Origin of the sequence: Streptomyces sp. NPDC050625 (genome assembly GCF_040654755.1) — a bacterium.
Taxonomy (GTDB): domain Bacteria; phylum Actinomycetota; class Actinomycetes; order Streptomycetales; family Streptomycetaceae; genus Streptomyces.
On record NZ_JBFAIQ010000013.1, the window covers coordinates 71,526 to 86,816 of the forward strand.

A 15,291-nucleotide genomic window follows, 5' to 3' on the forward strand; every position below is an offset into this window, starting at 1 on the left:
CAGAGTTCTTCCGGGTTCTTCCGGTCATGCCTTTTGCTTGTTGCGGCGGTTCGTGACGACCATCGAGGTCAGCACGAGCAGTACGGCGACCAGGAACATGGCCGTACCGATGACATTGATCTGAACGGGCGTGCCGCGCTGCGCCGAGCCCCACACGAACATGGGGAAGGTGACGGTCGAGCCCGCGTTGAAATTGGTGATGATGAAATCGTCGAAGGAGAGCGCGAAGGAGAGCAGCGCGCCCGCGGCGATTCCGGGGGCCGCGATGGGCAGGGTGACCCTCAGGAAGGTCTGCGCGGGACCGGCGTACAGGTCCTGTGCCGCCTGCTCCAGGCGCGGGTCCATCGACATCACGCGCGCCTTGACCGCGGTGACGACGAAGCTGAGGCAGAACATGATGTGCGCGATCAGGATCGTCCAGAAGCCCAGCTGGGCGCCCATGTTGAGGAACAGGGTGAGCAGCGAGGCGGCCATGACGACCTCGGGCATGGCCATGGGCAGGAAGATCAGCGAGTTCACGGCGCCGCGTGCGCGGAAGCGGTAGCGGACCAGGGCGAAGGCGATCATCGTGCCGAGGAGCGTGGCGCCGATCGTCGCCCACAGGGCGATGGTGAGGCTGAGGGACAGCGAGCCGCACATGTCGGCGACGCCGCACGGGTCCTTCCAGGCGTCCGTGGAGAACTGCTGCCATTCGTAGTTGAAGCGCCCCTTCGGTTTGTTGAAGGAGAACACCGTGACGACGACATTGGGCAGCAGCAGATAGGCGAGCGTCAGAAGTCCCGCGATGACGACGAGATGGCGCTTGAGCCAGTTGACGAAGGGCATCAGACCAGATCCTCCGTCCCGGACCGGCGAATGTAGATCGTGACCATGAGCAGAATCGCGGCCATGAGGATGAAGGAGAGGGCGGCGGCCGTCGGATAGTCCAGGATGCGCAGGAACTGCGTCTGGATGACGTTGCCGATCATTCGGGTGTCGGTGGAGCCGAGGAGTTCGGCGTTGACGTAGTCGCCGGCCGCCGGGATGAACGTCAGTAGCGTTCCGGAGACCACACCGGGCATCGACAGCGGGAAGGTGACCTTGCGGAAGGTCGTCCAGGGCTTGGCGTACAGATCGCCCGCGGCCTCGTGCAGCCGGCCGTCGATGCGCTCCAGGGAGGTGTAGAGCGGCAGGATCATGAACGGCAGGAAGTTGTACGTCAGACCGCACACCACGGCGAGTGGGGTCGCCAGGACGCGGTCGCCCGCGGTCCAGCCGAGCCAGTTGGTGATGTCCAGGACGTGCAGCGTGTTGAGGGCGCCGACGACCGGGCCGCTGTCCGCGAGGATCGTCTTCCAGGCCAGGGTGCGGATCAGGAAGCTGGTGAAGAACGGGGCGATCACCAGGATCATGATCAGGTTCCGCCAGCGGCCCGCGCGGAAGGCGATCAAGTACGCCAGCGGGTAACCCAGCAGCAGGCACAGGACGGTCGCGGCGGCGGCGTAGAAGACCGAGCGCAGGAACTGCGGCCAGTACTCGGCCAGCGCGTCCCAGTAGGTCACGAAGTGCCAGGTGACCTTGTAGCCCTCCTCCAGGGAGCCCGTCTGCACGGACGTGGAGGCCTGGTAGAGCATCGGCAGCGCGAAGAAGACGATCAGCCAGAGGATGCCGGGCAGCAGCAGCAAGTAGGGGGTCCACTTGCCGCGCTTGCGCGGGGGCTTCTTCTCGGGGGTCGGCGTCAGGGGCGGCGCCTCGGTGACAGCGGCCATCTCAGGCGGCCTCCTCGTCGACCGTCTCCACGCCCGCGTCGATGTCCTGGTCCGCGTCCAGACCGAAGGTGTGGGCGGGGCTCCAGTGCAGGACCACGTCGGCTCCCGGCACCAGACGGGCGTCGCGCTCGATGTTCTGGGCGTAGACCTCGAACTCGGGGCAGACGGCGCTGTCGATGACGTACTGCGTGGAGACGCCGATGAAGCTGGAGTCGGCGATCTTGCCGCTGATGCGGTTGCGGCCCTCGGGGATCGAGCCCGCGTCGTCGGCGTGCGTGAGGGAGATCTTCTCCGGGCGGACGCCGACGAGCACCTTGCCGCCGGTGTGCGTCGGGGCGGAACAGCGCGCCTCGGGCAGCACCAGCTTGCCGCCGCCCGCCTTGAGGACGATGTCCCCGTTGTTCTTGCCGTCGACCTCGGCCTCGATGAGGTTGGAGGTACCGAGGAAGTTGGCGACGAACGTGGTCTGCGGGTTCTCGTACAGGTCGGTGGGCGCGCCGAGTTGCTCGACCCGGCCCGCGTTCATCACGGCGACCGTGTCGGCCATGGTCATGGCCTCCTCCTGGTCGTGCGTGACATGGATGAAGGTGATGCCGACCTCGGTCTGGATGCGCTTGAGCTCCAGCTGCATCTGGCGGCGCAGCTTGAGGTCGAGGGCGCCGAGGGGCTCGTCCAGGAGCAGCACCTTGGGGTGGTTGATCAGCGCGCGGGCGACGGCGACGCGCTGCTGCTGACCGCCGGAGAGCTGGTGCGGTTTCTTGCGGGCCTGCTCGCCGAGCTGGACCAGGTCGAGCATCTCCTCGACCTGCTTCTTGACGCTCTTGATCCCGCGCCGGCGCAGGCCGAAGGCGACGTTCTCGAAGATGTCCAGGTGCGGGAAGAGCGCGTACGACTGGAAGACGGTGTTCACCGGCCGCTTGTACGGCGGCAGGTACGTCACCTCCTGCTCGCCGAGGTGCACGGTGCCGGAGGACGGCTCCTCCAGACCGGCGATCATGCGCAGGGTGGTGGTCTTGCCGCAGCCCGAGGCGCCGAGCAGGGCGAAGAAGGAGCCCTGCGGCACGGTCAGGTCGAGCGGGTGTACGGCGGTGAAGGAGCCGTAGGTCTTGCTGATGCCGGCGAGGCGGACGTCGCCGCTGCTGTCTGTGGTCATCTTCGTCACGCCCCTGTGAGCTTCGCGAACTTCTGCTGGTAGGCCGTCTCTTCCTTCGAGCTCAGCGAGCGGAAGGCATGCGACCTGGCCTGCATGGCCTTGTCGGGCAGGATCAGCGGGTTGCTGGCCACCGACTCGTCGATCTTGGTGAGGTACGGCTTCACGTCCGCGACCGGGCTCACGTAGTTGACGTAGGCGGCGAGCTGGGCGGCTATCTCCGGCTCGTAGTAGAAGTCGATCAGCCGCTCGGCGTTCTCCTTGTGACGGGCCTTGTTGGGAACCATCATGTTGTCGGTCGCCGTCATGTAGCCGCTGTCCGGGAGGACATAGCCGACGTCGGGGTTGTCCGCCTGGAGCTGGATGATGTCGCCGCCCCAGCCCACGCAGGCCGCGATGTCGCCCTTGCTGAGGTCGGACGTGTAGTCGTTGCCGGTGAAGCGGCGGACCTGACCGTTGTCGACGGCCTTCTGAAGGCGGGCGATCACCGCGTCGTAGTCGTCGTCGGTGAACTTCCCGGGGTTCTTGCCCATGTCGAGCATGGTCATGCCGACGGTGTCGCGCATCTCGGTCAGCAGACTGATCCGGCCCTTGAGCTTCGGGTTGTCCAGAAGGTCGGAGACCGACCTCACCTCGATGCCGTCGAGCGCCTTCTTGTTGAACGCGACGACGGTCGACACGCCCTGCCAGGGGTAGGAGTACGCCCGGCCGGGATCCCAGTCGGGGGAGCGGAACTGTTCCGACAGGTTGGCGAAGGCGTGCGGCAGATTGGACGGGTCCAGTTTCTGGACGTACCCGAGGCGGACGAGCCGGGCGGCCAGCCAGTCCGTCACGACGATGAGGTCACGGCCGGTGGGCTGGCCCGCGGCGAGCTGGGGCTGGACCTTGCCGAAGAACTCGTCGTTGTCGTTGACGTCCTCGGTGTACTTGACCTGGATACCGGTCCGCTTGAGGAACGCGTCCAGGGTCGGGTGCCGCTTGCCGCTGTCGTCCACGTCGATGTACTCGGGCCAGTTGGAGAAGTTGACGACCTTCTCCTGCTTCGAGTGGTCCTCGGCGGACGTGCCGCCCTGGCTCTTGCCGGCCGCGGGGATGCCGCAGGCGCTCAGCGCCCCGAGTCCGCCGACCGCGAGCGCGCCCCCTGCGGAGGCACGCAACAGCGAACGGCGGGTCGTGGCCGCCCTGCCGTTGTGGAGGCTGCGCCGCAGGGCGGCCGCTTGGGGCGGGGTCAGGCGGTCGGGCTCGTACTGCTCCATGCGCTTGGTGCCCTTTCGGGAGGTGGGCGGCCGCGGGTCGTGCGGCCTGATTTCGCTAGCGGTCCCCGAAGATCGTGCGGTGCCAGTCCTTGCGGACTACCGCCGTGTTATCGAACATAACGTGCTTTACCTGCGTGTACTCTTCGAACGAGTACGTTGACATGTCCTTGCCGAAGCCGGACTGCTTATAGCCGCCGTGCGGCATCTCACTGATGATCGGAATGTGGTCGTTGACCCAGACGCACCCCGCCTTGATCTCGCGGGTGGCGCGGTTCGCCCGGAAGACGTCCCGGCTCCAGGCCGAGGCGGCGAGGCCGTAGGGGGTGTCGTTGGCCAGCCGGATGCCCTCCTCATCACTGTCGAACGGCAGAACGACCAGGACCGGACCGAAGATCTCGGACTGGACGATCTCGCTGTCCTGGGGCGCGTCCGCGACGAGGGTGGGCCGATAGTACGCGCCGTTCTTGAGCTCCGCCTGGGGTGCCTCGCCGCCGGCCACCACGCGCGCGTAGGCACGGGCCCGGTCGACGAAGGCGGCCACGCGGTCGCGCTGGACGTGCGAGATGAGCGGGCCGAGATCGGTGCCGGCGGCGAACGGGTCGCCGAGCCGGACACTCTCCATCAGTTCCGCGGTCTTCTCGACGAACGCGTCGTAGAGCGGCCGCTGCACGTACGCGCGCGTGGCGGCCGTGCAGTCCTGCCCGGTGTTGATGAGCGCACCGGCGACCGCGCCGTTGACGGCCGCCTCCAGGTCCGCGTCGTCGAAGACGACGAACGGGGCCTTGCCGCCCAGCTCCAGGTGGATGCGCTTGACGGTGGCGGTGGCGATCTCGGCGACGCGCTTGCCGACGCCGGTGGAGCCGGTGAAGGAGGTCATGGCCACGTCGGGGTGGCCGACGAGGTGCTCACCGGCCTCCTTGCCCGTGCCGGTCACGATGTTGACGACACCGTCGGGGATCCCGGCGTCCGTGGCCGCCTGGGCGAACAGCAGCGAGGTCAGCGGTGTGAGCTCGGCGGGCTTGAGCACGATGGTGTTGCCCGCGGCGATCGCCGGGAGGATCTTCCAGGCGGCCATCTGGAGCGGGTAGTTCCAGGGCGCGATGGACCCGACGACCCCGATGGGCTCACGGCGGATGTACGACGTGTGGTCGCCCGAGTACTCACCGGCGGACTGCCCCTGCAGATGCCGGGCCGCACCCGCGAAGAACGCGATGTTGTCGATGGTGCCCGGGACGTCGAACTCCCGGGTCAGCTTGAGCGGCTTGCCGCACTGAAGGGACTCGGCACGGGCGAATTCCTCGGCGCGGTCGGCGAGCACGGCGGCGAAGCGGTGCAGCGCGTCGGAGCGCTCGCCGGGGGTGAGACCGGCCCAGCCCGGGAAGGCGGCACGGGCCGCGGCGACCGCGGCGTCCACGTCGTCGGTCCCGGCCAGTTCATAGGTGTACACCTCCTCGCCGGTGGCGGGGTCGACCACGGCGTGGCGGCGGCCGGACGTCCCCTTGGTCAGGCGTCCGGCAATGAACTGTGCACCGTCCGCGAGGCGCTCCTGCGCCGGGAATCGTTCCGGGGTCGCGGTGCCCGGGTTGTCCATGTCGCTCTCCTCCGCCGTCGTCCCGTCCCAGGGGGCGGGTGGCGTAGCTCCAGCTCGATTTGAGTGCCGATCCTGACAGAGCAAGGGGAGTCCAACAAGTGATTCCGTTGTTGCCTTTTGGTTACGCGACGGAATCTGTCGACCAGGTGTCGAGTCGGCACGGAAAAGGCAGGACGGAGTGTCAGTGGTGCGTGCCACACTCGCATGCATGGGGAAGATCGACAGTAAGGAATCCCTGACCAGGGAAGTTCTCGCAGGCACGCACATCAAATACCTGCACTTCTGGGGGCACCGGCCGCGCCCGGACGGGCGGATCGGAGCCAGCTGTCTCAGCCAGTGGTGGCCGTCACCGTTCGTGGTCGACGGTGTCGCCTACGCGACGGCCGAGCACTGGATGATGGCGGGCAAGTCGCGGCTCTTCGGGGACGCGGAGGCGGAGCGACGGATTCTGGCGGCAGGCCACCCCTCCGAGGCGAAGAAGGCCGGGCGGCTGGTGCGCGGCTTCGACGAGGCGATATGGGAGCGGGAGCGCTTCCGGATCGTCGTGGAGGGCAGCGTCCACAAGTTCACCGCGCACGCCGACCTGCGCGGGTTCCTGCTGGGCACGGGCAACCGCGTGCTGGTGGAGGCCAGCCCCGTGGACCGTGTGTGGGGCATCGGGCTCGCGGCGGACGACGAGGCAGCGATGCACCCGGAGCGGTGGCGGGGTCCGAACCTGCTGGGGTTCGCGTTGATGGAGGCGCGGGAGAGGATCGCCGAGGGCGCCTGAGGTCTCCCCCACGGGCGTCGTCGGCGCTCGTCGGCTCTCTGCGAGCGTCAGGTGGCGTTCGCGATCTCGAACGCGACCATCACCAGGGCGAGGACGATGCCGGCGGAGCCGCAGATGATGCCGGCCAAGGACTGACCCGGGTTCGTGGCCTCACCGCGGCGGGCCTTGCCACGGCCTATCCCGCCGAAGATCGCGGCCAGCACGCCCAGCACGAGGGCCAGCGGCCACAGGCAGAAGGTGACGGCCGCCAGGATGCCCAGCACCAGCCCGGCCGTACCCATTCCGTTGCTCGGCATGGGGTGCATGCCCGGCCACCCGTAGTAGCCGGCCGGGGCGCCGTGCGGTGCCGGATAGCCGTACCCGGCGGGCCCGCCCGGGTAGCCGTACGGCACCTGACCCGGGCCGTCGGGGGCTATGGGCGGCGGCGGAACGGGGGCGCCTTGGGGGTGAGGTCCTGCCGCGGCGGGCGGGGCGAAGGGGTTTCCCGCGGCCGAGGCGGGGGGCGGCGGGGCGAAGGGGTTCCCGGCCGGGGACGCGGGGGCCGGCGGGGCGAACGGGCTCGGTGCCGGGGGCGTCGGGGACGCGAAGGGGTTGGCCCAGGCCGGGGGTGCGGCCTCGTTCGGGAAGGACGCCATCGTCTGCTGGTCGTGGACGGAGGGCGGAGGCGTGGTCCCGGCCGCGGCCCCGCCGGAGAACACCGTGTCACCGGGGCCGGGGCGGGCCGCCGGGGTGTCGTCGGCCGGGGGCGCCCAGGGGTTGGGCTCGGGCCGGTGCGCCGCCGGAGGCACGGGGTGTTCGGCCCCGGTCCCGTTCGCGGGCTTGTCCAGGGGCACCCCGGGGGCCGCACCCCACGCGGGCGAACCGGGCGTCCCGGACGAGGGGACCGCGTCGGCAGGGCCCCGGTCGGTGGGCGGCGCCCAGGAACCCGGGGAGTCACCGTCGTACGAACCCGGGAGGTCACCGTCGTACGAACCCGGGGAGCCTGAGTCGTGCGAGGTGCCTTCCCGAGGAGTCGACCGGTTCTCGGCGGTGTTCTCCGGTGACTGCGGCACCTCGTCGGCCATTGCCTGGGATCCCCTCTGCTCTGCGTCCCGTCATGCTACGGGGCACACCCGCCGCTCCCGGGCCCGGCCTACGATGACCCCGGATCACCGATCAGCCGATCACCCGCGCCCGGACCACGGTCCGCCGGCGCCGTTCCCGGGGAGGGACCCTTGACCGACACCGCCGCCCGCGATCCGCACGCCTTCATCGCCGGACTGCCCAAGGCCGAACTGCACGTCCACCACGTCGGCTCCGCCTCCCCGCGCATCGTCTCGGAGCTGGCCGCCCGCCACCCCGACTCCAAGGTCCCCACCGACCCCGAGGCCCTGGCCGACTACTTCACCTTCACGGACTTCGCCCACTTCATCGACGTGTATCTGTCCGTCGTCGACCTCGTCCGCACTCCGGAGGACGTACGTCTGCTGACCTACGAGGTGGCACGTGACCTGGCCCGGCAGCAGGTGCGCTACGCCGAGCTGACCATCACGCCGTTCTCCTCGACCCGGCGCGGCATCGACGAGCGCGCCTTCATGGAAGCGATCGAGGACGCCCGGAAGGCGGCCGAGGCCGAGTTCGGGACCGTGCTGCGGTGGTGCTTCGACATCCCCGGCGAGGCGGGTCTGGAGGCCGCCGAGGAGACGGCACGGCTCGCCACCGACGACCGGATCCGCCCCGAGGGACTGGTGTCCTTCGGGCTCGGCGGGCCGGAGATCGGCGTACCGAGGCCGCAGTTCAAGCCGTACTTCGACCGCGCCGTCGCCGCCGGACTGCGGTCCGTGCCGCACGCCGGCGAGACGACCGGGCCGGAGACGGTCTGGGACGCCCTGCGGGAGCTGGGCGCCGAGCGCATCGGGCACGGCACCAGCTCGGCACAGGACCCGAAGCTGCTCGCCCACCTCGCCGAGCACCGCATCGCCCTGGAGGTCTGCCCGACCTCCAACATCGCCACCCGCGCGGTCCGCACGCTCGACGAGCACCCGATCAAGGAGTTCAGCCGGGCCGGGGTCCTGGTCACGATCAACTCGGACGACCCGCCGATGTTCGGCACCGACCTGAACAACGAGTACGCGGTGGCCGCCCGGCTGCTCAAGCTCGACGAGCGGGGCCTTGCCGACCTGGCGAAGAACGCGGTCGAGGCCTCCTTCCTGGACGCGGCGGGCAAGGCCCGGATCGCGGAGGAGATCGACACGTACACCTCTGCGTGGCTCGCGCCCTGACGCGCAGCACAATGGGCCCATGCAGACCCTGACCGCCGTGGCCCACCGCGGCGACCCCTACCGCTTCCGCGAGAACACGCTCGACTCGCTGCGTTCCGCGCTCCAGCAGGGCGCGGACGCGGTCGAGTTCGACGTACGGCTCACCCGCGACGGCGTACCCGTGCTGCTGCACGACGAGACGCTCAAGCGGCTGTGGGAGCACGACCGGCCGCTGCGGTCGCTGTCCGCGGACGAGGTGCGCGGGCTCACGGCGGGCGGGGTGCCGACGCTGGCGGACGCGCTCGCCGCGACGGACGGCAGCCGGGTGCTGGTCGACCTGCCGGGGCGGGTCGACCGCAGGACCGCGCGCGCCGTCCTGGACGTCGTCCGCCAGTGCGGGGCGCAGGACCGCGCCTACTACTGCGCGGACGCAAAGGCGATGCTCGCGGTGCGCGCCGCCGACCCGTCCGCCGAGATCGCCCTGACCTGGACGAGCCTCGCGCCGCCGCGTCCGGCGCTGCTGGCGGCGGTGCGCCCGCGCTGGCTCAACTACCGCTTCGCGCTGGTGGACCACGACCTCGCCGCGCGCGTCCACCGCGGCGGCCACCTCCTGTCCGTCTGGACCCCCGACACCCGCCGTTCCATGCGCCGCCTGGTCGACCTGGGCGTCGACTCGATCACCACGAACCGCATCGAGACCCTGTGCGCGCTGCGCGACGCCGACGAGGGCTACACGCGCGAGCGCTGAGCGACCGTCGCCGCGTCGGCCGGGGTCGTCCGGGTGACGTACTGCGGTACGGGTGCCGAGTCCTTGCCGTCGTCGCGCACCAGGCCGTAGCGGATCGCGCCCTGGGCGGGCCCGGTGCCGATGTCCTGGTTCACCGCGTCCCAGGTCGACGGGAAGACGATGATGCCGTAGTCGCAGCCCCGTTCGTTCTGGGTGAGGGTGACCGTGCCGTCGAGGTAGAAGTACTCGTTCTGCCACATCTGCTGGGCGCCGGCGGGCAGCACGGCATAGCCGATGGCCGGGCCGCCCATGCCGGTCGCGTAGCCGTCGGGGCTGCCCGCGAGCGCGTCGTCCATCCGGCGCCCGCCGCCCGACGCGACATGGAACAGCCTGCCCTCCAGTCCGGTCCAGGCCGGCATGACCAGTGCTCCGGGCCGGTACTTCGGTGATATCTGCCAGCGGACCAGGACGTATCCCTTGCCGCTGAGCGTCACGTGCTCCCCGCGGTGCTGCATGACGGCCTTGGCCCCGCCGGTGCTGGTGATCCCGGTCTCGGGGCGGTGCGGCAGGGCGGCGGGCCGCGCGTTCGGGTCGGGGGCCGTGTCGACGGCGTCGACGACCGAGCCGTAGAGCTCCGTCTTCCCGGTCCGGCGCGAGGGAGAGGGCGAGGCGGACGGGGTGGGCGAGGGCGGGCGTGTGCCGGCGGGTGGTGCGCCGGTGACGGCGGCCGTGGGGGTTACGGCCACGCGTGGCGGCGGGTCGTCCGGGGTCTGTACGACGACGTAGGCGCCCCCCGCGACGATCGTCGCGCCCGCCGTCACCGCCACGGCGGGCTTGGTCAGGGCGCCCAGGACCTTGGCGGACCAGCCCGCAGAGGTGGCGGCGACCGCCGTCTTGCCGCCGAGGGCCAGCGACAGTGTGAACCCCACCGGGACCGGCACGAGGGCGATGCCGGCCAGGAGGCGCTCCGCCGGTACGACGGACTCGCGTGTGTCGCCGCAGTAGCCGCAGCCCCTGATGTGCCGGGCCAGCCGCTTGCGCCAGACCGAGTCGGGCCGCCCGTCCCAGCGGACGGTCAGCTCCCGCAGTTCGGGGCACGCCCCGTCGAGGGCGCGCACGATGCCGCGCGAGGTCTCCAGCCGCTCCTTCATCCGCTGGACCCGTACGGCAGCGTGCTGCCGGCTGATGCCGACGGCCGCCGCCAGCTCGCGCCGGGTCAGCTCGCCCGCGACCTCCAGCCACCACAGCGACAGCAGTTGCCGGTCCTCGGCGTCCAGCCAGCGCACCGCCTCCGCGACCTCGCGCCGCTGTCCCTCCAACTGCAGCCGCAGCACGGTGAGTTCGGCGAAGTCGGCGGTGTCCTGCGGCACGCTCTCGTCCAGCGGCTGGGTCGGTCTGCGGCGGGCCCGGTCCCGTATCTGCCGCATGGCGATGGCCATCAGCCAGGACCGGAAGCTGTCCGGGTCGCGGAGCGCGCCGAGGTTGCCGACGGCGCGGATCATGGTCTCCTGGACGACGTCGTCGACATCGGCGTGGCCGTTCAGGGCGCGGCCGACGACGTTGTACACCAGCGGCAGCCAGCCCTCGACCAGTTCGTCCAGCGCCCGCCGGTCGCCCGCCTGCGCGGCCTCGATGGTGGCGCGCCACTGCCGCCCGTGCACGTCCGTCCTCATGCCCGCACCCTCTCAACCGGGGACGTCATGTTGGCAATGTCCGGGATCACAGTGCGGAGACGGAGTGAGTGCCTCCGGAATAACACTTTTTCGCCGCCCGAGATCTCCAACGCCGTCCGAAGCTGTCCGACGCCTTCTCCGGAATCCGCGGCCCCTAGGGGGTCGCCCCGGACAACACCCTTGCGGAACCGGCGACTTGCTGGGGACGCACCAGGGCCGCATGCCCTCCCCGCCGACGATCCGGACGCCGCAACGCGACCGGAGGATGATCACGAACTTCCGCAGTCCGGCCCCGATCTCCTCAGGAGCACCGATGCGCGTCAGTCGCCGCACCACCGTCTCGCCGCCGCCTCCCTCGTCCTCACCCTCTCCCTCGCGGCGGCCCCGGCCTTCGCCACCCCCGCCTTCACCACCACGGCCCCGGTCTCGGCACACGCCACGGCCGGCCCGGACGCCGAGGCCCTGCGCGCCGCCATCGCGGGCCTGCCCGACGCGGACGCCACCGCCGCACTGGTCCGGGTCGGCGGCACCGACGGCAGCTGGCGCGGCAGCGCGGGCGTGCACGACCTGGCGAGCAGCCGTGCGGCGGACCCCGACGCCCGCTTCCGGGCCGGTTCGACGACAAAGGTGGTGACGGCCGCGGCCGTTCTCAAACTCGCCGCGCAGGGCCGGATCGACCTGGACACGCCGATCCAGCACTACCTTCCGGGGCTGCTCACCCGGGACTTCGAGCCGATCTCGGTACGGCAGTTAATGAACCACACCAGCGGCATCCGGGCGGGCGACGGCTGGGGCGACTCCTTCGAGGAGCAGTACGCGCACCGCTTCGACACGATCACCCCGGAGCAGGTCATGAGGTCGGCGGTGGCCAAGGGGCCGGAGTTCCGCCCGGGCCGGAAGCAGGACTACCTCAACATCAACTACACGATCCTCGGCATGCTGATCGAGAAGGTGACGGGACGCTCGTACGCCTCGGAGGCCACCCGGCTCGTGCTGCGCCCCGCCGGGATGCGGGACACGTACTTCCCGGGCGCCGACCCCCGTATCCACGGCCCGCACAACCACGGCTACCAGGCGGTGAAGCGGCCGGGCGGGACTACTACGGAGTTCGTCGACGTGACGGAGTGGAACCAGGCGGCCCGGTGGGCGGCCGGGGACATGATCTCAACGACGGCGGACCTGGAACGCCTGCTCACCTCGCTCTTCCTGGGCCGGATCGTGCCCGGACCGCAACTGGAGGAGATGTTCACGGTCCCGGCGGGCATCAAGGGTGCCACCTACAGTGCCGGGCTCCAGCGGTTCGCGTACCAGGGCCGGGTCTACTGGCTCAAGTCCGGTGCCCGGTACGGCTACAGCGCGGTGCTCGGCGGGACTCGCGACCTGAGCCGGACCCTCGTCTACTCGGTCGGCTCGACGGACGCCAAGGGCGAGGACATGAACCCGGTGGCGCAGCGGATCGCCCTGGCGGCGCTCAAGTAGCGAGCGCGGTCGCGGGAGTTAGGGTCAGTGCCTCCAGCCGCTTGATCTTCTTCCGTACGACGTACAGCGGGACGATCCCGAACACCCCGAACGACATGTCGATCAGGCTCCACCAGAAGGGGATCTGGCGGATCGGTCCGCAGATCAGCGCGAGCGGGACGATCCCGGCACAGGCGATCATCCCGAACTCGACCACCCAGATGTTGCGGACCGGATCACGGTAGGGCCCGTAGAAGGCGACGGCGATGACGAGGTGCGCGAACGCCAGCCAGTCCGTGCCGTACAGGACGAAGGGGTACTCGGCGTCGGCGGTGTCCAGCCCCTGCCTCACCCGCGAGATCCAGTCCATCAGCCCCGGCAGATGCTCCGGCACGGACAGGGACCGCAGGGCGTCCTCCGTCCACCGCAGTTCGTGCACCAGCGGGAAGGCGGTGGCACCGCTGAGCACCAGACACACGACGAAGGAGACCAGCCAGACGCGAATGCCCTTGAGCAGGGCGGCTCTGTCGCTCATGACCAGAGCGTACGCCGAGAATTGAACATGTTCAAAACTGCCTGGAGCGCGCCTGGCTCTTGATGAACGAAACCGTTTCGTTCAGGATGGTGGCATGGTCTCCGTACTCGTGGTCACCGACCAGTCCCTGCAGCGCCTCGCCCTGCGCACGCTCCTGGCCGCGGAGCCCGGTCTGAGCGTCGTCGGGGAGGCGGCGAGCGGTGCCGAGGCGGTCCGTATGAGCGTCGCGCTCCGTCCCGATGTCGTCCTGGTGGACAGCCCGCGCTCCCGGGCGGACGGCATCGAGACGGTCCGGCGCCTCGCACAGCCGCCGCGCCTCCCCCGGCCTCCCGAACCGACGGAGGCAGGAGCGCACGCTCCCCGCGTCCTGGTACTCACCCCCGCCGACCACGAGGACTACGCCTACGCCGCCCTGCGCGCCGGAGCGGACGGGTTCCTCCTCGACGACGCCGACCCGGCCGAACTGACCGCTGCCGTCCGCGTGGTGGCCGCCGGTGACGCCGTCATCACTCCCGGCCTGACCCGCGCCCTGATCGACACCGTCCGGCACGAGGGCACCCCGCACCCCCTGCGGCGGGCATCCACGCTCGGCACCCTCACCGCACGCGAACGCGACATCCTCGTCGCCGTCGCCGCCGGCTGGTCCAACGCCGAGATCGCCCACTGGCTTTCGATCGCCCCGACCACCGTCAAGACCCACGTCAGCCATGTCCTGGCCAAGATCGGCGCCCGCGCCCGCGTCCAGGCGGTGACCTTCGCCTACGAGTCGGGGCTCATCCGGCCCGCGGCGTGAAGGGGAGAGACGGCGCCGGCTGTCGCTACAGCCCCACGATCTTGTTCCAGCGCTTCGCGAACTCCACCCGCTCCGTCGCCTTGATGTCCCGGGCGATCGCCAGGCGGTTGCGCATCGCGGTGTCCGGGAAGATCAGCGGGTTGTCGGCGAGGGCGGCGGTGTCCTTGTCCTTGGAAGCCGCCAGGACCTCCCTGGCCGCCGGGACGGGGCAGACGTAGTTGACCCAGGCGGCGAGCTCCGCGGCGACCTCGGGCTCGTAGTAGTAGTCCACCAGCCGCTCGGCGTTGGCCTTGTGGCGGGCACGGTTGGGGATCATCAGGGAGTCCGACCAGAGCTCCGCGCCCTCCTCGGGGACGACGAAGCGGATGTCGGGGTTGTCGGCCTGGAGCTGGATGACGTCGCCGGAGTAGGCCTGACAGGCCAGTACGTCCCCGCTGACCAGGTCCTTGGTGTAGTCGTTGCCGGTGAAGCGGCGGATCTGGCCCCGGTGGACCTCCTTCTCCACCTGGTCGCAGACCCGGTGGAATTCGTCGGCCGTCCACTTGGTGATGTCCACGCCGTTGCCCTGCATGAGCAGCGCGAACGCCTCGTCCAGCCCGGACAGGAGGGTCACCCGGCCCTTGAGGTCGCTCGCCCACAGGTCGGAGACATGACGGATCTCGCGGCCCAGCTTGCGGCGGTTGTACGCGATGCCGGTGATGCCGGACTGCCACGGCACCGTGAACCTGCGACCGGGGTCGAAGGCCGGCGAGCGCAGCAGCGGGTCGAGGTACTTCGCCACGTTGGGCTGCCGGGCCCGGTCCATCTTCTGGACCCACCCCAGCCGCACGAACCGCGCGCACATCCAGTCGCTGATGACGATCAGGTCGCGGCCCGTCGACTGGTGGTTCATCAACGACGGGCTGATCTTGCCGAAGAACTCGTCGTTGTCGTTGATCTCCTCGATGTAGTCGACGGATATCCCGGTGCGCTTCTGGAATGCCTCCAGCGTGGGCCGCTTGTTCGGGTTGTCGTCGTCCGTATCGATATAGAGGGGCCAGTTCGCCCAGGTCAGCTTCTTGTCCATGGCGGACAGATCGGCCACGGCACGGTCGCCGGGCTTCACGTACGCGGCGGGCACCCCGCAGCCGGCGAGAGCGCCGAGCGCGGCGGTGCCGCCCAGCGCGCGCAGCAGGGAGCGGCGGGAGAGCGCGGGCGTGTGAGAAGAAGTCTGGGCCACCCTGGCAGCATGCCTCCCCGCCCCGCGGACGAACAATCGACGGTGCGTCGAGCGGGCCCGGACGGACCCGACACCTTGTCGATCCGATCATGTCCCCGCGCGGGCCGAAGCACCGACCGGAACCACACCGAC

The 15,291-nt window shown here is 70.2% G+C and carries 14 protein-coding genes; 5 read left to right on the forward strand and 9 right to left on the reverse strand.

Annotation, left to right across the window (positions count from 1 at the left end):
• Positions 1-24: 24 nt before the first annotated feature.
• The 5 genes from AB0I54_RS26600 to AB0I54_RS26620 are packed head-to-tail and all read right to left on the reverse strand — an operon-like array spanning position 25 to position 5,745.
• On the reverse strand, positions 25-825 hold the full coding sequence (locus tag AB0I54_RS26600; RefSeq protein WP_363298676.1) for an ABC transporter permease: 801 nt from the start codon (positions 823-825) through the stop codon (positions 25-27).
• Positions 825-1,748, reverse strand: coding sequence for an ABC transporter permease (locus AB0I54_RS26605; RefSeq protein WP_363298677.1), 924 nt, complete (start codon positions 1,746-1,748; stop codon positions 825-827). The genes AB0I54_RS26600 and AB0I54_RS26605 overlap by 1 nt, the downstream gene beginning before the upstream one ends.
• Before the next feature lies 1 nt (position 1,749).
• Positions 1,750-2,901, reverse strand: coding sequence for an ABC transporter ATP-binding protein (locus AB0I54_RS26610; RefSeq protein WP_363298678.1), 1,152 nt, complete (start codon positions 2,899-2,901; stop codon positions 1,750-1,752).
• Positions 2,902-2,906: 5 nt separating this feature from the next.
• Positions 2,907-4,154 carry a spermidine/putrescine ABC transporter substrate-binding protein gene (locus AB0I54_RS26615; RefSeq protein ID WP_363298679.1) on the reverse strand — a complete coding sequence of 416 codons (1,248 nt, stop codon included), beginning with the start codon at positions 4,152-4,154 and terminating at the stop codon, positions 2,907-2,909.
• 55 nt (positions 4,155-4,209) lie between these two features.
• The gene (locus AB0I54_RS26620; protein WP_363298680.1) at positions 4,210-5,745 is read right to left on the reverse strand and encodes a gamma-aminobutyraldehyde dehydrogenase; all 1,536 of its coding nucleotides are present in this window, start codon (positions 5,743-5,745) and stop codon (positions 4,210-4,212) included.
• A 208-nt stretch (positions 5,746-5,953) separates the two neighbouring features.
• On the opposite strand from AB0I54_RS26620, the gene AB0I54_RS26625 reads away from it, so the two are divergent.
• The gene (locus AB0I54_RS26625) at positions 5,954-6,514 is read left to right on the forward strand and encodes an NADAR family protein (protein WP_363298681.1); all 561 of its coding nucleotides are present in this window, start codon (positions 5,954-5,956) and stop codon (positions 6,512-6,514) included.
• A 47-nt stretch (positions 6,515-6,561) separates the two neighbouring features.
• On the opposite strand, the gene AB0I54_RS26630 is transcribed toward AB0I54_RS26625, so the two are convergent.
• Entirely contained in the window at positions 6,562-7,578 is a 1,017-nt protein-coding gene (locus tag AB0I54_RS26630; RefSeq protein ID WP_363298682.1) for a hypothetical protein, read from the reverse strand.
• 15 nt (positions 7,579-7,593) lie between these two features.
• On the opposite strand from AB0I54_RS26630, the gene AB0I54_RS26635 reads away from it, so the two are divergent.
• Entirely contained in the window at positions 7,594-8,775 is a 1,182-nt protein-coding gene (locus tag AB0I54_RS26635) for an adenosine deaminase (RefSeq protein WP_363298786.1), read from the forward strand.
• Between the two features lie 19 nt (positions 8,776-8,794).
• Positions 8,795-9,502: a glycerophosphodiester phosphodiesterase gene (locus tag AB0I54_RS26640; RefSeq protein WP_363298683.1), complete on the forward strand. Its 708-nt coding sequence runs from the start codon at positions 8,795-8,797 to the stop codon at positions 9,500-9,502.
• Here the strand turns inward: AB0I54_RS26640 and AB0I54_RS26645 are convergent.
• A complete protein-coding gene (locus AB0I54_RS26645) occupies positions 9,484-11,154 on the reverse strand; it encodes a sigma-70 family RNA polymerase sigma factor (RefSeq protein WP_363298684.1) in 1,671 nt (556 codons plus the stop codon). The genes AB0I54_RS26640 and AB0I54_RS26645 overlap by 19 nt on opposite strands.
• Positions 11,155-11,334: 180 nt before the next feature.
• Between AB0I54_RS26645 and AB0I54_RS26650 the strand changes: the two genes are divergently transcribed.
• On the forward strand, positions 11,335-12,633 hold the full coding sequence (locus tag AB0I54_RS26650) for a serine hydrolase domain-containing protein (RefSeq protein WP_363298685.1): 1,299 nt from the start codon (positions 11,335-11,337) through the stop codon (positions 12,631-12,633).
• Here AB0I54_RS26650 and AB0I54_RS26655 read toward each other — a convergent pair.
• Positions 12,626-13,147 carry a hypothetical protein gene (locus tag AB0I54_RS26655; RefSeq protein ID WP_363298686.1) on the reverse strand — a complete coding sequence of 174 codons (522 nt, stop codon included), beginning with the start codon at positions 13,145-13,147 and terminating at the stop codon, positions 12,626-12,628. The two genes, AB0I54_RS26650 and AB0I54_RS26655, sit on opposite strands and share 8 nt — an antisense overlap.
• Positions 13,148-13,241: 94 nt before the next feature.
• Here AB0I54_RS26655 and AB0I54_RS26660 point away from each other — a divergent pair, with 94 nt between their 5' ends.
• Positions 13,242-13,940 (forward strand): response regulator transcription factor, encoded by a 699-nt coding sequence (locus AB0I54_RS26660; protein WP_363298687.1) that lies wholly within the window; start codon positions 13,242-13,244, stop codon positions 13,938-13,940.
• A gap of 25 nt (positions 13,941-13,965) precedes the next feature.
• Here the strand turns inward: AB0I54_RS26660 and AB0I54_RS26665 are convergent, their stop codons facing one another.
• The gene (locus AB0I54_RS26665; protein WP_363298688.1) at positions 13,966-15,159 is read right to left on the reverse strand and encodes an extracellular solute-binding protein; all 1,194 of its coding nucleotides are present in this window, start codon (positions 15,157-15,159) and stop codon (positions 13,966-13,968) included.
• Positions 15,160-15,291: the final 132 nt, after the last annotated feature.